This is a genomic window from Bifidobacterium cebidarum, from assembly GCF_009193305.1.
Lineage (GTDB): Bacteria > Actinomycetota > Actinomycetes > Actinomycetales > Bifidobacteriaceae > Bifidobacterium > Bifidobacterium cebidarum.
In genome coordinates, this window is record NZ_WBVS01000008.1 from 1 (window position 1) to 23,357 (window position 23,357).

Here is a 23,357-nt window from a genome sequence, read left to right on the forward strand (position 1 = left end):
CAATCATCTGCTTCTTAAAGAAACTGATATAGACCGCATACACGATCGGAATGATGAACACGAACACGAACACCACCGCAAAAGGCCACATGAACTTCCACCCACGCCAATCCGCCTTATGCTTGTTCACACGCACCTCGCCTGCCTTCACAGGTTCAGCAGTGATATTAGCTGAAGCCATTCCAACCCCTCTCCTTCGAAGGTTGATAAAAATGTTTGCGTTATCATCATAACACTGTTTATCACATTGTCCATTCGTGTCTTAATTCAGGGATTCTCGTCATGTTTGATACAATGGTCACGAAAACAATGATGTTATCGTTACCGTCTTGTTCGATGATGAATGGCATTATTCGAGAGAGCATAGTTGTAGTTGAAGTGTCGACCGGGGGTTACCATGTCGAGAGCATCGCAAGTTTCCATGCAGGATGTCGCTAAAGCGGCAGGAGTATCCCCCCAAACCGTATCCCGCGTCGCCAACGGAAGCGACGCCGTCAAACCAGATACCCGTCAACGTGTGGAAGCCGCCATGCAAAAGCTCGGATATCGCCCGAACTATGCGGCACGTGCTTTGAAGCGCGGCAAATTCCAAGATATCGGTGTGGTGATGTTCAACACCGCGTCCTTCGGCAACTCCCGTATTCTTGACGCCATCATCTCCTCTGCTGCAGATGACGATTACTCCGTAACCATCCAAACCATGCGCCACGGCTCCGAGCGAACCCTGGCTGCGGCAATCGAACGCATGCAGAAGCAACCGGTGGACGGCGTCATCGTAGTGCTTGAGGAGCGTATCTCTGATTTCATCGGTTACAAGCCACCGAAGGAATTGCCTGTGGTGCTCATCTGCGAGGCCGCAGCCGATTATTGCCCCACCGTTGATGCCGATCAATACGGCTGCTCTACCGCCATCGTGGACTATTTGATGAGCAAGGGACACAAAACCGTCTACCATATCGCCGGCCCCGCCACATCCCGTGCCGCCGAATCCCGCGCCCGCGGCTGGCGTGAGGCCCTGGAGCAGATGGGAGCGCCCGTGCCAAGCATGTATATCGGCGATTGGTGCGCTGATTCCGGCTATCAAGCAGGCGTGGCATTGGCCCACAATCCTGATTGCACAGCGATTTATGCCGCCAATGATCAGATGGCGTACGGGGCGATTCTTGGCTTGCAATCCGCAGGCAAACGCGTGCCGGAAGATGTGAGCGTAGTGGGCGTGGATGATTCACTGGTGGATATGGTGCCGCGACTGAATCTCACCACCATGCGCATGCGCTTTGATGATATCGGCGCAACCGCCTTCTCCATGATTCGCCGTCAGTGCGAAGGCGAGAAAGTGCCGACCGGCATCAAAACCGTGATTCCCACCGAGCTCATCGAACGTGGCTCCGTGCGCGATATCAGCTGAGTGGCATACGAGACGTATACTCGCGCACATCGCCGGTGATGGGATCGGTGAATCTCAATATGCGCGCGACCAATGCCAACGGCTGGCTGAAATCGTCGTATGGAAGGTTCTGGATGCGCGGATAGTAATTGTCGCCAACGATGGGCAGTCCCAACGAATTCATGTGGACTCTCAGCTGATGCGTTTTGCCGGTGCGCGGATGCAGTGTGTAGCGGCAAATCCTATCAGCCACAAGTGGGCCACGCTCGATCAGCGTTTCAGCGTTGACCAGACCTGGTTCTTCATAGGCGGTCATAATGCCACGCACTTTGGTGATATGCGAACGTCGCAGCAACGGGAATGGGCGCGGTGACTCCAGTGGAGTCGCCGTGCCGAACCGCGGGCGCCTGATTGGTTGGCATGGCGCCAAGCATTCATACACCTTGACCGCATGCTTGTTTTGAAACAGCGTCTGATAGGCGCCGCGGCAGGCCTTATCTCGCACAAACACCAGTACGCCGGCTGTCATACGATCCAGACGATGCGCCGGGATGATATCCGGCTCCCCATACTGCTCACGCAGCCGAATCAAGGCAGTTTCGCGATACCACATGCCGCGCGGCATCGTAGCCAGGAAATGCGGCTTATCAATCACGATAAGCCGCTCATCCTCATACAGCACTTCCAAATCAAATGGAATATGCGGCTCCTCAGTCACAAATCGATGTGGCCTCGGCATTAGCGCTTCCTCTCTAACCGGCTTCCTTCGGTAGGCGGCGGGGTTGGATGCGTGTTGTCAGACCGTAAAGACCTGGCCAGAGCGGCCCGGAGCGCGTCGGACAACATGCATCCCACCCCGCCGGCGGTCAGACTTATTCCACGGTGACGGACTTGGCGAGATTGCGCGGCTTGTCCACGTCGTAGCCCTTGAGCTTGGCCATATCCATGGCGAAGAGCTGCAGCGGTACCACGTCCACGAGCGGGCTCATCAGCGTCGGGCATGCCGGGCGCCAGAACACCACGTCCGCGTAACGCTCCACATCCGGGTCGCCCTGCTCGGCCACCGCAATAATGTAGGCACCACGGGCCTTGACTTCCTCGATGCCGGAAATCACCTTGGCATGCAGCACATTGCGTCCACGCGCGGGCGGCACGATGAACACAACCGGCTCGCCTTCATCCACCAAAGCAATCGGACCATGCTTCAATTCGCCGGCCGCGAAGCCCTCGGTGAAGGTGTAGGCGATTTCCTTGAGCTTCAACGCGCCTTCCAGCGCCACCGGATAGCCCACATGGCGGCCGAGGAACAGGAAGGAGTTCGCGTTCACCATGTGCTCGGCGGCAGCCTGAATGGTCTTAGGCTGCGTATCGAGCACCCACTGGATCTTGCGGGGCATCTCCTTCAGAGAATCCAGCACCTGATGAATCTCGTCGCGGAACATAGCGCCCTTGACCTGAGCCAAGTACAGGCCCAACAGGTAAGCGGCGGTAATTTGCGCCACGAACGCCTTCGTGGAGGCCACAGCCACTTCCGGGCCAGCGTGCGTGTAGAGCACGGCATCGGATTCACGCGGGATGGAAGCGCCCTGCGTATTGCAGATGGCCAGCACCTTGGAGCCTTGCTCGCGGGCATGACGCAGTGCCATCAGAGTATCCATCGTCTCACCGGACTGGGAGATGGCCACCACCAACGTACGCGGGGTCAGAATCGGGTCGCGGTAACGGAATTCATGCGCCAGCTCGATTTCCACCGGGATACGCACCCAGTGTTCGATGGCGTACTTGGCCACCTGGCCGGCATAGCTCGCGGTGCCGCAAGCCACAACGATGATCTTGTCGATGGACTTGAAGTCATGTTCGTCGATGCGCACTTCATCAAGGGTGATGTCGCCGTTCTTATCGAAGCGACCAAGCAGCGTGCGCTGCACGGCAGCCGGATCCTCGTGGATTTCCTTGTCCATGAAGGAATCCCAGCCGCCCTTTTCCGCTGCGGAAGCATCCCAATCCACGGTGTAGGTCTTCGGGTCCTCGATGACGTTGCCATCGAAATCGGTCACGACCACGGAGTTGGCGGACACGCACACAGCCTGGTCCTGATCGATTTCCATGGCGCGTTTCGTATAAGCCACGAAGGCAGCCACGTCCGAGCCGAGGAAGTTCTCATCCTCGCCAAGACCCACGACCAGCGGGGAATCATGGCGAGCGCCGACCATGATATCGGGCTGACGGCAGTCGGTGGCAAGAATGGTGAATGCACCGTCGAGCATGCGAGCCATGCGACGCATCGCCTTGAACAGGTCCGGGTGACCGTCTTCCTCGATGACCTTATCGACGATCTTGCCCAGCAGTTTGGCGGCCACTTCGGTATCGGTGGCGGAAGCGAAACGGTAGCCTTCGGCCTGCAGATCGAGGCGCAGCTGGGAGGCGTTTTCAATGATGCCATTGTGGATGATGGCGACCTTACCATCCATGCTGGTGTGCGGGTGGGCATTCACGTCGCTCGGCTCGCCGTTGGTGGCCCAACGGGTGTGGCCGATGCCCACCGTGGCCAATGGCATTGGCTTGCGCTCAATGTCTTCGACCAGGTTCTTCAAGCGGCCGGCCTTCTTGCGCACGGCCACCTTATCCATGCCCGGCGCGCTCAGCGCCACACCGGCTGAGTCATAACCGCGATATTCAAGACGGGCCAGACCCTGAAGGCACACCTCAAGCGGCTTGCCGCAAGCGGTTTCAACATTTCCTGCATATCCAACAATTCCACACATAGTCCACTACCCTAGCGGACGGATATGTCCTAAGTCGAACCAAGCCAGACGTTTTCGCATTATCAGCGCAACGTGCTGTATTTGCAGAGGCAGCGAACCATGCTTCATCCGCATTTCGCTTCACCGCAATACATCAATGGGAATGTCTGGATATGCGGCATCACAAGCCTGATGAATCTGCTTTTTGATGTCGCTTATCAGGACTGAACTGTACTGCCGATTCCGTGTGTCCAATACAATTCGTTGCGTGGAGCCTTTTGGCAAATCTTTTATACGCTGTGTAACCTGTCGTTTCAGTTCCCTGAGCAAAACTCCTACGCTAGCCGTGTTTTCGAGATCATAGTTTTTTACTTCAATGGCCTCCGTGTGGCCTCGTACTGTTCTGATGACATCAGGACGTGTGGATTCCTTGGTACCGTAAGTAACCTCTTCACCACCGATATAAGAAACTTGACCTTTGCCGTGATACCGCTTCAAGGCATATTGTTCAGACTGCCAAGGGGAAGGTATGCCATTTTTAGCAGCGCGACTGACCTGTATAGCCTTACTGGCGCCACCTAAAGTCACACCGGTGAGGGCGCCCCACGCAAAGCCTTCGCTACCGGCCTTTGCCGCCGACTTCATCGCCCGTCTCATGTCGCCGGTTTGATATCCGGTCACGGCTCCGACAATCGCGCTCTCCAGTACAGCTGAAGATAGCGCAAATTCGGTTCCGGTTTTCGCCGATGCCGCAGCGATTATATTGACCGTAGCCAAGGCGCCTCCGCTACCGGAAGTGGCCATAGTCACTGCGGCAAATACAAGAATGATTCCTGAACCAACCGCGACATTGCGCATGACAGTATTGAATGTATCATCGTATTGCTCGAAAGAACGTACAACAGTCCTGTTGTTGTCAACTGTGAAGACATATCGTTGACCGTGAAATTGTTTGTCAAGCTCGTCCAGAGAATATCCAAAGAATACATTCGATCGAGAATTGTAGGTTATCTCTTCCAAATATTCTTTGGAAACATATGACGTTGCAATATTGTCGATGACATAGTCATCGCTAGCGAATTTCCCTTCCAACGATGCGTAAAGATCATCCTCTACATACTGTTGCAAAGCATCATCATTCAGCGAGGAAAATCGCGGCTGAGACGATGTTTGACTGTTGGCTTCTTTGGAGGAAGAAGCGCCTGCAGTCTGCTCGACTGACGGGGACGTGCATCCACAACTGATGAGCAACAGCGCGGATGTCAAAATGCCAGCGATTAATCGCTTCATCGTCAATGCTCCTTGCCGCTATCGATGGCTTTCACATGATGCCGTTGTCTTTTCAATCTGAAACATATGAATCCAGCGACAACTATCATCAGCGCGGCAAGAGCACCGACACTCACCAAGATTGTGGAGCGTTGATTGGTATCCGAAGTATTCTCACTTGCGGCGTCTATTTGAGTGTCGTTCGCTTGCGTATCAGCAGAATCATTATGGTCGGCAGCGCTATTGTGGTTTTCCCGAATCAACTCTTCCGGAGAAACCAAAGATCCGTCTCGTGCCACGACAAGCCCTCGAGACAATTGCGCTTTTATTGTTTTCACAGGTAATCCGGTAGCGGTATAGGCCTTGAGCACGTCATTCGTACCCACGTAGATCTTCTTCACCGTTGTCTGGTCGGTATACCGGTTCCTAGCCGTAATGATGTAAATGCCTTCGTCAACGTATCGATTGCCATCTTTGGCTGGACGATTATATCGAACGTCCTCAGTCACATCATCGGCGGTCTCATGCGCTGCCGCATATTTGACATTGATATCTAGATATCGTGATTTGGCAAAATCCAATACAAACCCATTCTCAGTGAACGCCGTATTCGCTAATTCATCCCCGGTTTTCACATCAAATGGGAACACCATGCTGTTACCGTTCCGTACCGAGAAACGGAATGCAATACGGTAATCGGTGTATCTGGGCAGCAGATTCTTTCCAAAAGCGCGAATGCGTGCATTGCTTATCTCATAGTCCAACGCCACCTCATAATCGCCTTCTTCAAAAAGGTCGATTTTTGTATCAGCGCCTTTTTCCGCTCGTGCCGTAAGAAAATCCGTATAGATAACCGGCTTATGCTGTTTATTCTGATAATCCGTGTAGCGGACGATCAACGTTCCTCGTTTGAAATCCATCTTCTCAATGCCAAGTCGTTCATCGTATCCGTTCTCATCTTGTGCGATTGAGAGCTTGTCATCACCATTGAGTTTGTTGATATCTTGAGACAAGTTGAACCATAAGGATACTTCATCTCCTGCATTTTTGAGCAGCACAGGAACTTTGGAGTCCTTGTCCGCAATAGATGTGAATCCTTCGACGAAAAAGTCACCCAAAGTCCATCCGAAATGAGGATCGTCAGCCGTTATTGCATCATCTTTTGCATAGCCATCATCTTTGCCAGCATTGACCACTTGTCCCAAATAATGACGCTCTTCCGCTGTCTCATTCGCGGCCGCAAGATGGACAGGAACTACACATGGTAAGGCTACACACAATACTGTGAGCATCAAGACTATGGGCGAAACCGTTCGATTCCACCATGAACTCGCAGCCCCCTTCGACGCCCTTACTCGTTTCTTCTCGCTCATACGTTCTCCATCCGTGCCACACCGCATATACGAGGTCCCGCACCATTGAACAGAAACCAGTATTGTTCACTCATCATACGGTGCCACAGTGATATGGCAGCCGCAATAACAATGCCGCAGTTATCGAGAACTGCGGCATATAGAAAAATGTATTAGCTTCACTGGCAGCTCATCCTGTAATTGCTGACAGACTACGTCCGCAATACACTGGTCTGACTACCGTCAGGCACCTTGCCTACGGATAGCCCACAGGTCTATCCGCTTGACGACTCGGCCCGCCAGAGGGAGCAAAGACAACAGCATCCCTACGGACTACAACACGTGCTGCAAGAAGTCCTTGAAGCGCGGCTCGGTGGGGTTGTCGATGATTTCGGGGCCGCCCTTTTCCACGACGACTCCCCCATCCATGAACACCACCTGATCAGCAACTTCGCGTGCGAATCCGATCTCATGGGTCACGCACACCATCGTCATGCCTTCCTTGGCCAGGGAACGCATGACGCTCAGCACTTCACCCACCAACTCAGGGTCGAGCGCGGAGGTCGGCTCGTCAAACAGCATGATTTCTGGTTTCATGGCCAGTGCACGGGCGATGGCCACACGCTGCTGCTGACCGCCGGACAGCTGGGACGGGTAATAATCGAGTCGCTCGCCCAGACCCACGCGTTCCAGCTCAGCGACTGCCAGATCATGAGCCTCCTTCTTGGACTTGTGCTGCACATGCACCGGCGCCTCCATCACGTTTTCGATAGCGGTCATATGCGGGAACAGGTTGAAGCGCTGGAACACCATACCCAGTTTGGAACGCTGCGCGGCGATTTCCTTGTCATTCAAGGTCTGCAGCATGTCCTGCCCGTTCTTCTCGACATGCTTGTAGCCGATGAGCTCTCCATTGACTTCAATGGAACCGCCGGTCAGGGTTTCCAGCTGGTTGATCAGGCGCAGGAACGTGGACTTGCCGGAACCCGAGGGGCCGAGGATCACGGTCACCGTGCCGGGCATTACGGTCAGGTCAACGCCTTTGAGCACGTGCAACGTACCGAAGGCCTTATGCACCTGCGTGGCCTTGATGGCGGGAACAACAGCGGAGCTATGAAGAGTTTCAGTCATAATCGATTCGCCTTCCTGCTCACGCGGTCATGCCGGTGAATGCGGCTTCGTTGAGCTTGTTCACATCATCCTTAGGTTCGCCTTCGGTTTTACCCGGCAGCGGCGGCTGCTTGCCACGAGTGCCCATGGCACGTGCGTCGAAACCCTTGCCGAAGTGCTTTTCCAAGCGGGACTGGAACACCATCAGAATGGAAGTGATCAGCAGGTACCAGAAGCAGGCCACCAAAAGCAGCGGAATCGGCTTGTAGATGCGATTGGCGATGGCGTTGGTGGCGAACTGCAGTTCCAACGTGAACGGCACGGCGGTGACCAAAGAGGTGGTCTTCAACATGCCGATGGTCTCGTTGCCGGTGGGTGGGATGATGATGCGCATGGCCTGAGGCAGCACGATACGGCGCATGATCAGCGTACGGTTCATGCCCAAGGCCTCTGCGGCTTCGGTCTGGCCGGGGTCAACGGCCTCAAGACCGGCACGCACGATCTCGGACAGGTAGGCGGCTTCGTTGAGCGCCAAACCAATCCATGCGGCGTTGAACGCGGTGACCACCACATTGGAGTCGATGCTCCAGAATTCCACTGAGGTGAACGGAATGCCAAGGCTGAGCTTGGGAATCAGCACGGAGAACAGACCCCAGAAAATCAGCTGCGTGTATACAGGGGTGCCACGGAAGAACCAGATGAAGAACCAGCTGACGCCGCGCAGCACGGGGTTGATGGATTTGCGCATGATGGCCAGGATCACGGAGAGGATGATGGCCACCACCATGGAGATTACGGTGAGCTCAAGCGTGTAGCGAATGCCTTCAAGCACATTCTCGTTGAACAGATATTTCCAGACCGTGGGCCAATCCAGTCGCGGATTGGTGATCATGCCTTGGATGAGCATTGCGGCGAGCAGCGCCACAATCACCGCGGCAACAATCGGGCCCGGACGCTTCACCGGCAGAGCCTTGATGCGGTTAGGGATATCCAATCCTTCGCCGTCAACTACTTTTTTCGCCATTGTTGATTTCCTTGTGTGTATTGAGGTCGCTGCATACGACCATAAGAACTAACGTTGCACCTTAACGCATGAATGGGGCGCCTGTGTTACGACGTGCAACATAAGCGTCCCATTCGTGTAGCGGTTATGCCGAGTGAACCACCTCAGCTAGCGAACCGCTTATCAATCACTCAACGTCAGGGTTGACTTCGGCCTTGGTCAGCGCACCGGATTCGACACCCCAGTGCTGCAGGATCTTGCTGTAGGTGCCGTCATCCATCAGCTTCTGCATGGCCTTCTGCACAGCCTCGGTGGTGCCAGCGTCACCCTTCTTGATGGCGATGGCGTTCGGCACGGAATCGAAGTCCTTGCCGAGCTGCTCGAGCTGGCCGTCAGTCTGCGCGATGGCGTAGCCGACCACCGGGGAGTCGGCGAAGAACACATCGGCCTTGCCGGTCACCACAGCGGTGGTAGCATCGGTCTGCTGCTTGGAGGACTGGATGGTGATGTCCTTCTTGCCGTCCGCCTTGCACTGCTTGGCGGTTTCGTTGATGGCATCCTCTTCCACAGTGCCGGTTTCCACGGCGACGTTCAGACCGCACAGATCGTTGGCGTCAACCTTGTTCGGGTTGCCCTTGGCCACCGCATAGGCCATACCGGAGGTGAAGTAGGAGACGAAATCAACCGATTCCATACGTTCCTTGGTGATGGTGAATGCCGCGATGCCCAGATCGTATTTGGAGCCGATGGCCGGGATGATGGTATCGAAGTTGGAGGAGACGATCTCGGTCTTGAGGCCGAACACGTTGCCCAGAGCATGAGCCAGATCCATATCATAGCCGATCTGGGTCTTACCGTCAGCATCCAGGAACTCAGCCGGAGCGTAAGACGGGTTGGTGCCGATGGTGAGCTTGTTATCCTTGGTGACGGATTCCGGCAGCAGCGCGGCGATAGCGTCATCCTTCTTGACGGAGCTCACATCATAGCTGGTGATGGTCTTGGCCTCACCGGAACCGGAATCGGAACCAGAGCCGGAAGTGGCTTCATCGGTGGTGCCGCAGGCGGCAGCGGTGAACAACATTGCCGCGCTCAGAGCGGCAGCTGCGAGGGTCTTCAGCTTCTTGAACTGCATATCTTTCTCTTCTTCTCTTGGGCGGCCGGCATTGATCGGCCGGCCGTCATCAATCATTAAGTATAGTTATACACTAACGTGCATACATATACAATTTGGTTGGCGCGATACAGAACCCTGACACCATATCACCCGTCTGTATCATTCCGATACAGCGGGGTTGATTTCAGCCTTGTCGACAGCGCCGGAGGAGACACCCCACGTATCGAGGATCTTCTTATAGGTGCCGTCATCCATCAGCTTCTGGATGGCCTTCTGCACGGCCTCGGCGGTGGCGGAATCACCTTTCTTGATGGCCACGGCCTCAGGAGTCACACCGGTGTCATCGCCCAAAGCAGCCAGTGTATCGCCGGTCTGTTCGATGGCATAACCGGCCACCGGAGAATCGGCATAGAAGATGGACGCCTTGCCGGAAGCCACTGCCGTGGTCACATCGGTCTGCAACTTGGAGGACTGGATGTCGATTTCAGGCTTGCCGTCAGCCTTGCACTGATCGTTGGCGGCGTTGATTTCCTCCTCCTGGGTGGTGCCGGTCTGCACAGCCACCTTGACGCCGCACAGGTTGGCGGTATCCACCTTGTCGGGATTGCCCTTCTTGGTCACCCACGTGGAGCCGGCCTTGAAGTACGTAACGAAATCAACGGCATCCAAGCGTTCCTTGGTCACGGTGAACGACGAGATACCGATGTCGTATTTGGAGCCGACGGACGGAATAATCGAATCAAATGTCGAGGAGACGGTCTTCTCTTTCAGACCGAACACAGCAGCCAGAGCCTTGGACAAATCGACATCGAAGCCGACCGGAGTCTTGCCATCCTCAGCCAGGAATTCAGCCGGAGCATACGAGGTATCAGTACCGACAGTAAGCGTACCGTCGCCCGCTACCGAATCAGGCAGCAAAGCGGCGATGGCATCATCTTTCTTGATGCTGCTGGTATCGAAACCTTTGGTGCTCGAATTGCTGGACGAACCGGAATCAGCGCTTGCCGAAGCATTGCCGGCATTGTCACTGGTGCCACAGGCAGCCATAGCGATAAGCATTGCCGCGCTCAACGTAGCAGCGGCCACAGATTGCATTCCCTTGCTTAAAGACATTGGATTTCCTCTCTCCGTATAGTCAACCGGGCGGGTATATTTCCCAGTTGGCTCCAGAGCGTAGGTTTGCAATGCTACAGAGCGGTTAATATTGCGAGATAATGCTCACGTTATGGACATCTTGGCGGTGTCATCATCTACAAAAAGGCTCTTCTCGATAATCATTGAGAAGAGCCACTCCAGCGTTCAGCGCGACGCCCGTAGTATTCAGTGACGCATATTGGCGTAACGCATCGCACGCAATGCTTCGCGCTTGTCCTGCTCCTCGCGCAACGCCTGGCGTTTGTCGAATTCCTTCTTGCCTCGAGCCAGTGCGATGGAAGCCTTGACCCGACCGTCTTTGAAATACAGACTCAACGGCACAATCGTGTATCCTTTGGCTTCGATGCCCCGGGACAGTTTGGTGATCTGCTGACGATGCAGCAACAGTTTGCGCTTGCGCTTCGGCGCATGGTTGTTCCACGTACCGTTCAGGTATTCGGGGATATTGGCTCCTTCCAGCCACATCTCGCCTCGGCGGTCAATGGATATGAACGCCTCGGACAGCGAGGCGCGACCTTCACGAAGCGACTTCACTTCAGTGCCGGTCAATGCGATTCCCGCCTCGTACTTGTCTTCGATGGCGTAGTCATGCCGCGCCTTCTTATTCTGCACAATGAGTTTTTCGCCGGTTTCCTTGGCCATGATCCCTCCTCTCATTACCTTATGTCGTTTGTTGATTGACGCGTAAGCAAATAAAGCGTATGACCCCCTCCATGTCAATGGAAGGGGTCATACGCGCAGTATGGGCGTCAGTGCACGTACCAGTAAGCACTGGCATTTGACAGGACGCGCGAACTCACAACAAATGGGCCCATGACATTCATCTCAGAGATCGTCACCGTGTTGCCTGATACCGCTTCCACCACAGCCACATGGCCATATGTGCCGTCTGCACCTGCGACCCCTGGCGGGAAGGACAATGCTGCACCCACCTGAGGAACGTGATCCACACGCAGACCATATCGAGGCGCATTGAGATACCATTCGCCACCGTTATGAAGGTAGGAAGGGGTGCCAATACCCATCGCCTTGCGTCGGTTGTATGCGTACCATGTGCACTGACCGGCAACATACATATTGCCAACATCGCCATTGGATGTGCCTTGGCCGGTGCTACTACCCGCAGAACTGCTGCCGCCGCCAGAAACAGTGCCACCGGTACTGCCGCCAGAAACAGTGCCGCCGCTGCTTTGCTGCTGCCCATTGCTTACCTGGCCACCAGCAGCAGCCTGTTCCTGAATATACTGCTGGTTATAGGAATCCACTCGTGACGCCAGCAGCACGCTCTGCGCTGCCTGAGCTGCCTGCTGATCCTTCAAGTCGGAGACCATGGAGGTCAACTCGTTGCGGCGCTGCTCGCCTTCCTGACGCAGCTGTTCAAGAGCGTCACGTTCATTCTGCGCGTTTTCGGCAGCGGTCTGTGCCGCGGCAGACTTCTGATCGGCCTGGGTTTTCAGCGTGGCGATCTGCTTCTCGATGGCGGCAAGACGCTCTCCACGGTTTTTGGATGTGTTGAGATTGCTCGCGGCCGACGATGCGGCGTTGGCCTCATTGCGAGACAATGCATCGCGGGACTGCATGGAATTCACGAAGTCCTGCGTGCTGCTGGCACCGGTGACCACGCTCATGACCTCGGACGTATTCGAGCCATGCATGCTGTCTCGGGCAATCTGGGCGACGGCGGCATGAGCATCGTCATAGTCTTTGCCGGTCTGCTCGATCTGCTTTTCGAGGTTTTCCTTGTCCTTCTGCGCAGCCTCGAGGCGCTGCGCCGCCGCCTCGGCTTCCTCCTGGGCCGTAGCCGCATCGGCATTGGCCTGTGTGACCTTATCCTGAGCGGCGACGATCTTGTTGTTGGTCAGATCGTCGAGCTCGACGATCTTGTTGGCAAGCTCAGTGCTGACACCGGCCAACTGCGCTTTCAACTGTGCCTCTCGCGCCACGGATGCCGCATGCTGGTTCTGCGCATTGACCAGATTGGAATAGGTGTTCGCCTCGGCGGGCTGCACGGGAGCCAGCACAAATCCGGCCACGCAGCACACGCCCGCAGTCAACGCTGCCAATGCGGGCTTTATTGTGTTCGTCGTCTTATTCATGGACGAATGATCCTTTCTTGCCATACAAGTGCACACCATAACATGCGAATCTGAGAATGCCAGTGGCACTCCGGCAAACTTACGCTCTCAGATAACGCCTCAGCGAGATGGTGGAGGCAATAACCGACAGCAATATCGCGCCTAGCACCAGGAACGGCGAGATCATCAGTACTGTAAGTTGATTCACATATGGAATCCAAGTGACGGACTGGGCCAACCAACCGGTGATGAACACACGCACGATCATCGAAAGCATCAGGCAGGAGAGCACAGACCCCAACAGGGATGCGATGGCGCCCTCTAGGATGAACGGCAATCGAATGGTCCAGTTGGAGGCGCCCACATAGCGCATGATCTCGGTTTCCGTGCGTCTTGATGCTGCGGACATACGAATCGTGGTTCCGGTTAGCAGAATGGCGACCAATACCATCACGCCTGCCAGCACCGCCGTAACTGCGGTGGCACGGTTCAGCACGGCGAAGACCGGGTCGAAGATCTGCCGCTGATCGGTCACGTCCTCCACGCCTTCCTTACCGGAAAGCACTTCGGCCACCACCTGGTATTTGGTGGGATCCTTGAGCTTCAGCCACAACGAATCCTGCATGTCATCGGCGGTCAGGGTGCGCCCCTGGAATTCGCCGTTCGGATACTGCTTGGTGAACGTGTTGTTATAGAAATCCTGCTTGCTGACGTAATCGATTTTGGCCACTACGTCATTGAGCTCGTCGCGAATGGTCTTCTGCAGATCGGTGATCTCCTGGGCGGAAGGCGACTTGCCCGAGGCGCAGTTAGCGGACTGACTGGTGCCGTCCGGGCACAGCCAGACCACGACCTCGACCTTGTCATACCAATCGCCTTTGGCCTTGGTGATCTGCGCCTGGGTCAGCACCGATGCGCCGATGAACAGGAATGAGATGAACGTGACCAACATCAGCGAAAGCAACATGGCCAGGTTTCGTCTCAGATTGGTCCAGGTTTCAGACAAAATGAATTGCGCACGCATAGCTAGCTACTCCCCCTTCTTGTCAGCGTCAGCGTTCTGTTCGTCGGATGGTGCAGGCGGCATAGGGGGCGCGGGCGGCGCCGGAGGAGGAGCAAGCGGAGAGGCCTCGGCTGTCGAACTTCCAGTCTCAGCACTGTGCACATGCGTTGCAGTTTGACCGGCGACTTCGGTGGAGTCCGACGGTGATGATGGCGCGGGTACGCGGGGAGGCGCGAATCGGGAATCGTCACGGGCATCGGCAGGAGGCATCGCCTCATCAGCCGTATCCTTCAATGGGTCGAACGCCTGCGTTTCCTCCAACGCAGCGGCCTGCTCGTCGAGCGGCAGTCCCTTGCCCCAGGTCAACGTGTCTTCAATGGGAGCGAACGTCTCGCCATAGCGGCCGGTGCGTCCGGAATGCACGGAATTGGCCAGACGAGCAATACCTTCAGACTGGCCCTCGCCTACTTCGATCGCGGCACGAGCCGGCACGGCGATATGGTTGGCCTTGTCCGAGCGAGCTTCGACTTCGGCATCCGGGAAGAACAGCGCGGAATCATAGGAACCATGGGCTTCGTCACGCACGATTTTGCCATTGTGGAGTTCCACCACGCGCTTGCGCATGGAATTGACGATCTCCTCGTTATGCGTAGCCATCACCACGGTGGTACCGGTACGGTTGATGGAGTCCAACACCTCCATAATGCCCAGCGACGTGGTCGGGTCAAGGTTGCCGGTGGGCTCATCGGCCAGCAGAATCTGCGGATGGTTCACATACGCGCGGGCGATAGCCACGCGCTGCTGCTCACCACCGGAGAGCTCATGCGGATAATTCTTTTCCTTACCGGTCAAGCCAACCGTATCAAGCACCTTGGGGACCAACGACTTGATGGTCGAGCGGCGGGTGCCGATCACCTCGAGCGCGAACGCCACATTCTCCCACACCGTCTTGTTGTTCAGCAGCTTGTAGTCCTGGAACACGAAGCCCAAGGAACGACGATACTGCGGCACCTGACGGTTGGAGATGCGGCGCAGATCGTTGCCCGCCACGCGGATCTCACCGCTGGTGGCTTCCTCTTCGCGCAGCAGCAGGCTGAGCAGCGTGGTTTTGCCGGAGCCAGACGCGCCCACCAAAAACACGAAATCACCGCGTTCAATATCAAGATCGATATTGTCAAGTGCCGGACGCGTACCCTTGGGGTAGATCTTGGACACTTTGTCCAATGAGATCAATGCCATATCCGTTTCCTTTTGTCAGATTGTGTTTTTGGTGGGTGGTGTGTGTAAACAAAGTACGCAGACCTGCAGGCCCAAGCCCTCAGCCAGCCGTTACTCCTCGGATTCGGCCTGACGACGCTGCTCGTGGCGCCAGCGGATACCGGCTTCGATGAAGCCGTTGATATCGCCGTCGAACACGGCCTGCGTCTGGCTGGTTTCGTAACCGGTGCGAAGATCCTTGACCATCTGATACGGGTGCAGCACGTAGGAGCGCATCTGGTCGCCCCAGCTGGCCTTGATGTCGCCGGCGAGCTCCTTCTTCTTTTTGGCTTCTTCCTCGTGGCGCAGCACCAGCAGTCGGGACTGGAGCACGGCCATGGCGGAGGCACGGTTCTGAATCTGGGAGCGCTCATCCTGCATGGTAACCACGATGCCGGTGGGCAAATGGGTGATGCGCACAGCGGAGTAGGTGGTGTTCACACCCTGGCCGCCGGGGCCGGAGGAGCAGTAGGTGTCCACGCGGATATCGGTATCCGGAATGTCGATGTGATCGGTGGCCTCGACCAGTGGCACCACTTCGACCGCAGCGAAGCTGGTCTGGCGGCGGCCCTGGTTATCGAACGGGGAGATGCGCACCAGACGGTGGGTGCCGCCCTCCACGGAAAGGCGACCGTATGCGTACGGGGCATCCACCTGGAAGGTGGCGGACTTGATGCCGGCCTCTTCGGCGTAGGAGGTGTCCATCACCTTGGCCTTGAATCCGTTACGCTCGCAGTAGCGTAGGTACATGCGCAGCAGCATCTGGGCGAAATCGGCGGCATCCACACCGCCAGCGCCGGAGCGAATGGTCACCACGGCGGAACGCTCGTCGTATTCGCCGTCGAGCAGGGTCTGAATCTCCATCTGGTCGAGATCCTTCTGAATCTCACCGATTTCGTTCTGGGCGTCATCGAGGGAATCCTGATCGCCTTCCTCGCGACCGAGCTCCACAAGCGTCTCCACATCGTCGATGCGCTGGGATGCGGAGTTCAGTCGCTTGAGCTGGGACTCAGTAGCGGAAAGCTTGCTGGTCACCTTCTGGGCGTTTTCAGGATCGTCCCACAGACCTGGAGCCGCAGCCTGAGCCTCGAGTTCCTTGATTTCGGCCTTGAGTCGGTCCACGTCCAGCGCCTTGGCGATGGAATCATACTTGGCACGGGCCTCGCCGATTGCCTGGGTAAAGTCAAATTCTGCCATCGTGTTTTACCTTACTGTGTATTCTTGAAAGTTCCTTAGTGCCACGTCCTTGTTGACAGCCTGTGCACATTCCGTCGCTGGATCCTGCATTAATGCCGATTGCCGACTTCTTGTCGCGGTAATTGCCTGAATGTTAGTAATCGTCCGGCATCGGCCAGTGATGCTCATGATGTTTCGCTGACCGCGCAATTCGGAAGTGTTACAACTTGCAACAGGACGTGCAAACCGCAGACACGAATGCGCACAGGCAGCGTCAAAGTCCGGCGTAGATTGCCGGGATGACCAGGGAGCCAAGCCTGGCCACAGCTATGACAACGCACACCACGCGCACCATGGTGCGGCGGCGGTTCTCACGCTGCTGACGGCTGTCCTGATACTCACTCACGAGGTCAGAAGTATAGACGAATCCTCAGACCTGTAAAGAAACCCAACATCGCCCTATCAACGCATATTTGTGCGGCTTTGCGTACAGAGGTACAAAGTATTCACGACCTCAGTCGCGCACAACTCCGTGCCGGCATCCCCTTCACCCTTGACTGTAGGTTTTTTGACACTGACTGTAGGAATTTGGACGAAAAACGTTGAAAAACCTACAGTCAACGTTCAAATTCCTACAGTCAACGTTGAAAAACCTACAGTCATGGCGATCACGGTGACGTTGGAGTGAGGCGAATCGGTTTACAGTGCGAAACCGAGCTCTTCGGCGGCCTCGGTAGGCACCGGATCGTTGCACCAGTAGTCTTCGAGGTTTTCGTACGTGGTCAACGACCTGATCTCAGCGCGATCGATATAGAGCTCGCCGCTCAGATGATCGGTTTCGTGCTGGAAGATGCGCGCAGGCCAGCCATGCAGCTTTTCGGTATGGTGCTTGCCGTCTTCATCGTCCCATTCGGCAGTGATGTCGAGCCAACGCTTGCGCACGGCCTGATAGCCGTCGAAGCTCAGACACCCTTCATAGAAGGATGCCGTCGCATCTCCTGCAGGCGTGTACTTCGGATTGATGATCGCATGGAAGGGGAATTCGGCGATCTCACGAGGATCATCCTCATCGTCGCGCACATGGTCTTCGACCACGGCGAGTGCCAGGCCAAGACCAATCTGGGTGGCCGCCAGGCCTACGCCCGGGGCTTCGAGCATTGTGGTACGCATCGTATCGATGAGTTTGGCCAACGTGCGCTTGGAAAGCTGGCCATTGTAGGCCATGGTCTGCTGGCGCAGCACCGGCTCACCAGCCTGCACGATCGGCAGGATCTTCTCCTTGCCGCCGGTTTTGATGAGTTGCTCAACAATGCGATTGAGCTCAAGGTCGACTTTGGTGTTCTTTCCAAACATTGAGGTTCCTTTGTGGGCGTTCCTGTGCGGGAGGGACTACTTCAGGGCGAGCTCTTCGGCAACGATCTTGGCCAGGCGGGTGCACACCTCGTCGGCGTAGGCCTGGGTGGCGGCCTCGGCCATCACGCGCACCAGCGGTTCGGTGCCGGACGGACGCAGCAGCACACGGCCGGAATCGCCGAGCAGCTCCTCCTCGTGGGCCACGGCATCCTGAATGCGCTTGTTGGTGGAGGCGGCCTTCTTATCCACGTTCGGCACGTTGATCAGAGTCTGCGGCAGCTGCGGGAAGTCGGCAGCGAGCTCCTTCAAGCTCTTGCCGGACTTGACGACCTCGTTGCACAGGGTCAGTGCAGTCAGGGTGCCGTCGCCGGTGGTGGCGAATTCGCGGTTGATCACGTGGCCGGACTGTTCGCCGCCGAGCGAGTAGTCGCCCTTGAGCATTTCCTCGAGCACGTAGCGATCGCCCACGGAAGTCTCCACGGTCTTGATGCCCATGTCTTTCAGGGCAAGCTTCAGGCCGAGGTTGCTCATCACGGTGACGACGAGCGTGTCGTGGTTGAGCTTGCCCTCGCGCTTCTTGGCACGGGCCAGGATGCCCATAATCTGATCGCCGTTGACCATGTTGCCGTCTTCGTCCACAGCCAGGCAACGGTCGGCGTCGCCATCGAAGGCCACACCCATCACGGCATCGGTGGCCTTGACCATGGCCTGCAGCTGTTCGGGGTGGGTGGAGCCGGCGTTCTTGTTGATGTTGTAACCGTCCGGGGATGCGTTGATCACAATCACATCCGCACCAGCGCGGCGCAGAGCCTCAGGAGCCACCACGGAGGTGGCGCCATTGGCGCAGTCAGCCACGATCTTCAGGCCCTTCAGCGGCTTCGGCTGGGTCTGATCGTCGTTGAGCGGAGCGATGGTGGAAACCAGGTGATCGATGTACAGGTTGGTGGCGGTGGTCTGGTCGTGGCTCACGCGGCCCACGCCAGCTCCGGTCGGACGCTCCCAATCCTGGCCGAGCACAGCCTCGATCTCGTCTTCCTTCTGATCGGGAAGCTTGAAGCCGCCACGGGCGAAGAACTTGATGCCGTTGTCAGGCATCGGGTTATGGGATGCGGAAATCACGGCGCCCATTTCCACGTTGAGCACGCTGGTCAGGTAGGCCACACCCGGGGTGGGGATGATGCCGGCGTCGATTACGTCGAAGCCGCCTGCGGACATGCCTGCAGACAGTGCCGATGCCAGGAAATCACCGGAAACGCGAGTGTCGCGGCCCACAAGCGCGCGGCGGCGGCCTTCAGGCTGATCGTCCTTCGTGCCGGCATCGCCCAGCACACGCACGGCGGCATCTCCCAGATCAAGGGCCAGACGTGCGGTCAAATCCTTGTTGGCAAGTCCTCGAACACCATCGGTTCCAAACATCTTCGGCATACTATTGCATCCTTCACTTGAGCGGCTTTCAGCCGTCTCGTTCTATAACGTGCACCATGGTAATCGGCGGGGCGCACGATGTCATACTGATTCGCGTATTACTGCTCAATTCGGTTGCATTTGCCGTCGCCTGACTGTGAGCCTCCTGCCTCATGCCCGCTGATTCCACCAAATTTGCGGTCCGGAATGGACGTTCCCGACAATTCAGCGTGTCAAATGGACGTTTTGAGCGTCCTCAACATCCTATTTGATGCTTCGAATTGCCCGAATCGTCCATTTGAGCCCGTATTTCGGGACGCGGATGTTCTTTAGTAGGTCTTCATCGCCAAATCAATGGTGAGCACGATGCCGGCGATCACGGCAGCGGCACGCATGATATTCGCAGGAATCTTGCGGGTGATGGGCGGAGCGATGTAGCCGCCGATGAAGCAGCCGATGCACAGCATGATGGCGGCCGGCCAGTCGACTGCGCCACGCACGATGAACACGACGGATGCGGTGATATTCGCACCGGTACCAATCAGGGTTTTCAACGCGTTGATTTTATGGAACGGACCGATTTTGGCAGCGTCGAGCACGGCGAGCGCACACGTGCCTGCACCGGCGCCAAAATAACCGGAGTAGATTGCCACGGCCCACACGCCGATCCACACCCACCATGAGTCTTTGTTCATCGGCTGCACCGGCTGGTCGATCGAGAGTTTGGCCGCACGGTCTTCGGCCTTGTGCTGTTCGGCAACCGGTTTCGATGCTGTGGCTTGTTCGGCGGCATTGATGTGATTCAGTTGAGCCGCGGCATCGGCGGCGGCCTGTTTGGCTTGCATACGCCCGCGCGGATTGACGGCGATGATGAGCGAACTGAACAGAATCAGCGCAGGAGCCGCGAACTCGAATACCTTGGGATCGAGCTCCAAGAGCAGATACGCGCCGATCACACCGCCGATGGCGCCGATGGCCACATAGGTGATGACGCGCAGGGTCTGGCCTTCGAGCTCGCGATGCGCGCCCATCACGCCACCGATTCCGGTGCCGACCACACCGACGGTGTTCGAAGCGTTAGCAAGCACCGGCGGAATGCCGAAGGCGAGCAGCGCCGGGTAGGAGACCAGAGAGGATGCGCCGACTGCATATCCTACGAATCCGGCGCCAACGCCGGCTAGCAGAATCAGCAGCAGTGAGAGTATGGAAAAACCCGCAATCATCCTCGTATCCTTCGCTTGTCAAGGCCGGTGTATTGCCAGCCTTGAGCGAGGATACGCTGTTGAGGATTGGTTGCGGGTTTTCTTTTGGTATGTGGACTTTTACAGGGCGGCGTTGTAGTCGCGGACCTTGAGGGTGCGGTGCGAGGAGGCCACGTTCTCCACAATCAGGCGCTTCAGAGCGTTGTCGGCGGCAAAGTGCTCTTCCAGCCATGCGTCACCGAGCTTGGTGAGGGTGGCAGGATCGGCATAGCCCGGGTACAGACCGTTGAGCAGGGCTTCGGCCATGTGGTAGGTCTTGTTGGCCCAAATCCAGTCCACGGTCTCGAAGTACTTGGCGGCGAACGGCTCGGCAAGCTCAGTGTTGGGTGTGGCGGAGAAGCCACGGGCCACGGCCTCGAGCTGAGAGTTGGTCAACTCAGCGTTATTGAGTGTCTGATCCCAAGCCCATTCCTTGGCGTCAACAGTCGGGCGTGCGGCGCGGGCGCCGAGTGCGAACTCACGGTTGACGATTGAATCCTTCTTGGCCAGCTGGGCTTCAACCTCGTCATCGCTCAGCGCGTTGACGGAAGTGAGGGACTGGATGATGGTCCAGGTGAAGTTGTTGTCGATCTCAAGGCCCGGCAGCCTCACCGTGCCGTCCAGCAGACCACGAGCGTTGGCGGCGAATGCCTCGTCGCCTTCCTCACCGTAGCCGAGGTAGGCGGTGATGAGCTGGAACTGGTTGTCGGAACCGGCTTCGGCGGCGTTGGCCAGCTTCCACAGTTCGGCGGCCACGTGGCGCAGCACCGCTTCACGGCGAGCAGGTGCCACGTAATGGTGTGCGGTGGTGCTCATGCAGGCCAGCGCATAACGGAAGGTGGTGGATTCGGTTTCCGTGGCCAGGAGGCGCAAGGTCATGTCGACGAAGCGCTCGGCCGGGAATTCGCCGTCACGGGTCATATCCCAGAAGGCCAGCCAGGTCACGGCGCGGGCCAGCGCATCGTCGAAGCGGTGCAGGTTGGCTTCGGCGAAGGCCTGGGATTCGGCGTCAAAGCGAATCTTCGTGTAGGTCAGATCATCGTCGTTCACCAGGATGAGAGCCGGGCGCTGCTTGCCGGCTGCGGCTTCCACAACGGTGGTCTCGCCGTCCACGTCGAGCTCGAACTGTTCGGTGCGCACGATCTTGCCGGTGGCCTTGTCTTCGTTGTAGAAGCCGATGGCCAGACGATGCGGGCGCAGCACCGGGTGCTCTTCGGGGGCGGTCTGGGTGAGCTTGAGTTCGGCGATGGTGCCGTCTTCGGCAACGTTCACGGAGGCGGCGATGGTGTTGATGCCGGATTCCTCCAGCCATTTGGCGCTCCAAGCCTTCAGATCGCGGCCAGATGTCTTCTCCAGTTCGCCCAGCAGGTCTGCCAAGGTGGCGTTGGAGTAGGCATGGCGGTTGAGGTAGCTGTTGATGCCCCTGAAGAACTGCTCGCGACCCACGTAGAAGGCCAGCTGCTTCAGCACGGAAGCGCCCTTGGCGTAGGTGATGCCGTCGAAGTTGACGTAGGTGTCGTTGAGGTCGTTGATCGGAGCGACGATCGGGTGCGTGGTTGGCAGCTGGTCCTGACGCAGTGCCCAGCTCTTCTCACCGGAGCAGAAGGTGGCCCAGGCGTCATGCCATTCGGTGGCTTCGGCGGTGGCCAGCGTGGAGGTGAATTCGGCGAAGGACTCGTTGAGCCACAGGTCGTTCCACCACTTCATGGTCACGTAGTCGCCGAACCACATGTGGGCGAGCTCGTGCAGCACGGTCACCACGCGGCGCTCGGCCAGGGCGTCGGTCACCTTGGATTCGAACACGTAGGAGTCGCGGATGGTGACCATGCCGATGTTCTCCATGGCGCCGGCGTTGTATTCCGGCACATAAATCTGATCGTACTTGGCGTACGGGTACGGTACGCCCCAGGTCTTGGCGTAGAAGGCGAATCCCTTCTTGGTGATGTCGAACAGATAGTCCACATCCTTGGCGAAGGCATCGGCCAGGGACTGACGGCAGTACTGGGCCATCGGCACGATGCGTCCATCTTCGTTGTGATATTCGGTGTGCCATTCGGCATACGGACCGGCGCAGATGGCGGTCAGGTAGGAGCTCATGACCGGGGTCGGCTCGAAAGTCCACAGGCGGCTGGATTCGTTCGGCTTTTCTTCCAACGTACCGTCGAGGGTTTCACGAGCATCGTCCTCGACCTTGGCGGCCGGCATGTTGGAGGTGACGATCCAGCTCTTCGGGGCGAGCACCTTGAAATCGAACGTGGCCTTCAGATCAGGCTGGTCGAACACGGCATATACGCGGCGAGCGTCCGGCACTTCGAACTGGGAGTAGAGGTACACGTTGCCATCGGAGGGATCGACCGAGCGGTGCAGACCCTCACCGGTGTTGGAGTAACGGCACAGAGCGGTGACGGTGACCTCGTTCTTGGTCTTCAGATGGGTCAGCTCAATACGGCTATCCTTGTAGGCCACGGCAGGGTCGAGTGATTCACCGTTGAGTTCGATGGCGGTGACTTCATCCGCAATCAAATCAAGGAAAGTGGAAGAGCCTTCCTCGGCGTTGAAGCAGATGAGGGCTTTGGAACCGAAGTTCTTCGGGCCCACGGTCAGATCAAGATCGACATGGTAGTGAATCGGCGCTTCGACTACGGCCTTACGTTCTTCGGCCTCAACACGGGTCAGATTCGATCCGGGCATAGTGTTCCTTTCATGCAAAAACC

At 57.0% G+C, this 23,357-nt stretch carries 19 protein-coding genes and 1 pseudogene; 1 reads left to right on the forward strand and 19 read right to left on the reverse strand.

Going from position 1 to position 23,357, the window contains the following annotated elements:
- Positions 1-181: pseudogene (locus tag F7D08_RS07740) on the reverse strand (carbohydrate ABC transporter permease); the annotation flags it as partial.
- A 240-nt stretch (positions 182-421) separates the two neighbouring features.
- Between F7D08_RS07740 and F7D08_RS07745 the strand changes: the two are divergent.
- Positions 422-1,408 carry a LacI family DNA-binding transcriptional regulator gene (locus F7D08_RS07745; RefSeq protein WP_193316253.1) on the forward strand — a complete coding sequence of 329 codons (987 nt, stop codon included), beginning with the start codon at positions 422-424 and terminating at the stop codon, positions 1,406-1,408.
- Here the strand turns inward: F7D08_RS07745 and F7D08_RS07750 are convergent.
- The 18 genes from F7D08_RS07750 to pepN all read right to left on the reverse strand — a co-directional run bounded on the left by F7D08_RS07750 (position 1,401) and on the right by pepN (position 23,334).
- Positions 1,401-2,126 carry a pseudouridine synthase gene (locus F7D08_RS07750; protein WP_193316247.1) on the reverse strand — a complete coding sequence of 242 codons (726 nt, stop codon included), beginning with the start codon at positions 2,124-2,126 and terminating at the stop codon, positions 1,401-1,403. The two genes, F7D08_RS07745 and F7D08_RS07750, sit on opposite strands and share 8 nt — an antisense overlap.
- 133 nt (positions 2,127-2,259) lie before the next feature.
- On the reverse strand, positions 2,260-4,152 hold the full coding sequence (gene glmS / locus F7D08_RS07755) for a glutamine--fructose-6-phosphate transaminase (isomerizing) (protein ID WP_152210075.1): 1,893 nt from the start codon (positions 4,150-4,152) through the stop codon (positions 2,260-2,262).
- Between the two features lie 120 nt (positions 4,153-4,272).
- A complete protein-coding gene (locus F7D08_RS07760; protein WP_152210076.1) occupies positions 4,273-5,421 on the reverse strand; it encodes a hypothetical protein in 1,149 nt (382 codons plus the stop codon).
- Between the two features lie 2 nt (positions 5,422-5,423).
- Positions 5,424-6,773, reverse strand: a complete 1,350-nt coding sequence (locus F7D08_RS07765) for a hypothetical protein (RefSeq protein WP_152210077.1) — start codon at positions 6,771-6,773, stop codon at positions 5,424-5,426.
- 312 nt (positions 6,774-7,085) lie between these two features.
- Positions 7,086-7,883, reverse strand: coding sequence for an amino acid ABC transporter ATP-binding protein (locus tag F7D08_RS07770; protein WP_152210078.1), 798 nt, complete (start codon positions 7,881-7,883; stop codon positions 7,086-7,088).
- Between the two features lie 19 nt (positions 7,884-7,902).
- Positions 7,903-8,886, reverse strand: coding sequence for an amino acid ABC transporter permease (locus F7D08_RS07775; RefSeq protein WP_152210079.1), 984 nt, complete (start codon positions 8,884-8,886; stop codon positions 7,903-7,905).
- Positions 8,887-9,052: 166 nt separating this feature from the next.
- Positions 9,053-9,997 carry an ABC transporter substrate-binding protein gene (locus F7D08_RS07780; protein ID WP_152210080.1) on the reverse strand — a complete coding sequence of 315 codons (945 nt, stop codon included), beginning with the start codon at positions 9,995-9,997 and terminating at the stop codon, positions 9,053-9,055.
- 141 nt (positions 9,998-10,138) lie between these two features.
- Positions 10,139-11,092, reverse strand: a complete 954-nt coding sequence (locus tag F7D08_RS07785) for an ABC transporter substrate-binding protein (RefSeq protein ID WP_193316248.1) — start codon at positions 11,090-11,092, stop codon at positions 10,139-10,141.
- Positions 11,093-11,299: 207 nt separating this feature from the next.
- Entirely contained in the window at positions 11,300-11,776 is a 477-nt protein-coding gene (gene smpB, locus F7D08_RS07790; protein WP_152210082.1) for an SsrA-binding protein SmpB, read from the reverse strand.
- A gap of 107 nt (positions 11,777-11,883) precedes the next feature.
- Entirely contained in the window at positions 11,884-13,230 is a 1,347-nt protein-coding gene (locus tag F7D08_RS07795) for a CHAP domain-containing protein (protein ID WP_152210083.1), read from the reverse strand.
- A gap of 79 nt (positions 13,231-13,309) precedes the next feature.
- Positions 13,310-14,233, reverse strand: a complete 924-nt coding sequence (gene ftsX / locus F7D08_RS07800; protein ID WP_152210084.1) for a permease-like cell division protein FtsX — start codon at positions 14,231-14,233, stop codon at positions 13,310-13,312.
- Positions 14,234-14,239: 6 nt separating this feature from the next.
- The gene (ftsE, locus tag F7D08_RS07805; protein ID WP_152210085.1) at positions 14,240-15,451 is read right to left on the reverse strand and encodes a cell division ATP-binding protein FtsE; all 1,212 of its coding nucleotides are present in this window, start codon (positions 15,449-15,451) and stop codon (positions 14,240-14,242) included.
- 90 nt (positions 15,452-15,541) lie between these two features.
- Positions 15,542-16,666 (reverse strand): peptide chain release factor 2, encoded by a 1,125-nt coding sequence (gene prfB, locus F7D08_RS07810; RefSeq protein ID WP_152210086.1) that lies wholly within the window; start codon positions 16,664-16,666, stop codon positions 15,542-15,544.
- Positions 16,667-16,919: 253 nt separating this feature from the next.
- On the reverse strand, positions 16,920-17,051 hold the full coding sequence (locus F7D08_RS09900; protein ID WP_264371455.1) for a hypothetical protein: 132 nt from the start codon (positions 17,049-17,051) through the stop codon (positions 16,920-16,922).
- A 293-nt stretch (positions 17,052-17,344) separates the two neighbouring features.
- Positions 17,345-17,998, reverse strand: coding sequence for a peptide deformylase (locus F7D08_RS07815; RefSeq protein WP_152210087.1), 654 nt, complete (start codon positions 17,996-17,998; stop codon positions 17,345-17,347).
- Positions 17,999-18,034: 36 nt separating this feature from the next.
- Entirely contained in the window at positions 18,035-19,423 is a 1,389-nt protein-coding gene (gene glmM, locus F7D08_RS07820) for a phosphoglucosamine mutase (protein ID WP_152210088.1), read from the reverse strand.
- A 308-nt stretch (positions 19,424-19,731) separates the two neighbouring features.
- Positions 19,732-20,625 carry a sulfite exporter TauE/SafE family protein gene (locus F7D08_RS07825; protein WP_152210089.1) on the reverse strand — a complete coding sequence of 298 codons (894 nt, stop codon included), beginning with the start codon at positions 20,623-20,625 and terminating at the stop codon, positions 19,732-19,734.
- A 99-nt stretch (positions 20,626-20,724) separates the two neighbouring features.
- Positions 20,725-23,334 carry an aminopeptidase N gene (pepN, locus tag F7D08_RS07830; protein ID WP_152210090.1) on the reverse strand — a complete coding sequence of 870 codons (2,610 nt, stop codon included), beginning with the start codon at positions 23,332-23,334 and terminating at the stop codon, positions 20,725-20,727.
- Between the last annotated feature and the right edge of the window lie 23 nt (positions 23,335-23,357).

Coding starts and splice junctions, on each gene's coding strand:
- F7D08_RS07745 (WP_193316253.1), top strand. CDS start 422: ATGCAGGATGTCGCTAAAGCGGCAGGAGTATCCCCCCAAACCGTATCC.
- F7D08_RS07750 (WP_193316247.1), bottom strand. CDS start 2,126: ATGCCGAGGCCACATCGATTTGTGACTGAGGAGCCGCATATTCCATTT.
- glmS (WP_152210075.1), bottom strand. CDS start 4,152: ATGTGTGGAATTGTTGGATATGCAGGAAATGTTGAAACCGCTTGCGGC.
- F7D08_RS07760 (WP_152210076.1), bottom strand. CDS start 5,421: ATGAAGCGATTAATCGCTGGCATTTTGACATCCGCGCTGTTGCTCATC.
- F7D08_RS07765 (WP_152210077.1), bottom strand. CDS start 6,773: ATGAGCGAGAAGAAACGAGTAAGGGCGTCGAAGGGGGCTGCGAGTTCA.
- F7D08_RS07770 (WP_152210078.1), bottom strand. CDS start 7,883: ATGACTGAAACTCTTCATAGCTCCGCTGTTGTTCCCGCCATCAAGGCC.
- F7D08_RS07775 (WP_152210079.1), bottom strand. CDS start 8,886: ATGGCGAAAAAAGTAGTTGACGGCGAAGGATTGGATATCCCTAACCGC.
- F7D08_RS07780 (WP_152210080.1), bottom strand. CDS start 9,997: ATGCAGTTCAAGAAGCTGAAGACCCTCGCAGCTGCCGCTCTGAGCGCG.
- F7D08_RS07785 (WP_193316248.1), bottom strand. CDS start 11,092: ATGTCTTTAAGCAAGGGAATGCAATCTGTGGCCGCTGCTACGTTGAGC.
- smpB (WP_152210082.1), bottom strand. CDS start 11,776: ATGGCCAAGGAAACCGGCGAAAAACTCATTGTGCAGAATAAGAAGGCG.
- F7D08_RS07795 (WP_152210083.1), bottom strand. CDS start 13,230: ATGAATAAGACGACGAACACAATAAAGCCCGCATTGGCAGCGTTGACT.
- ftsX (WP_152210084.1), bottom strand. CDS start 14,233: ATGCGTGCGCAATTCATTTTGTCTGAAACCTGGACCAATCTGAGACGA.
- ftsE (WP_152210085.1), bottom strand. CDS start 15,451: ATGGCATTGATCTCATTGGACAAAGTGTCCAAGATCTACCCCAAGGGT.
- prfB (WP_152210086.1), bottom strand. CDS start 16,666: ATGGCAGAATTTGACTTTACCCAGGCAATCGGCGAGGCCCGTGCCAAG.
- F7D08_RS07815 (WP_152210087.1), bottom strand. CDS start 17,998: ATGTTTGGAAAGAACACCAAAGTCGACCTTGAGCTCAATCGCATTGTT.
- glmM (WP_152210088.1), bottom strand. CDS start 19,423: ATGCCGAAGATGTTTGGAACCGATGGTGTTCGAGGACTTGCCAACAAG.
- F7D08_RS07825 (WP_152210089.1), bottom strand. CDS start 20,625: ATGATTGCGGGTTTTTCCATACTCTCACTGCTGCTGATTCTGCTAGCC.
- pepN (WP_152210090.1), bottom strand. CDS start 23,334: ATGCCCGGATCGAATCTGACCCGTGTTGAGGCCGAAGAACGTAAGGCC.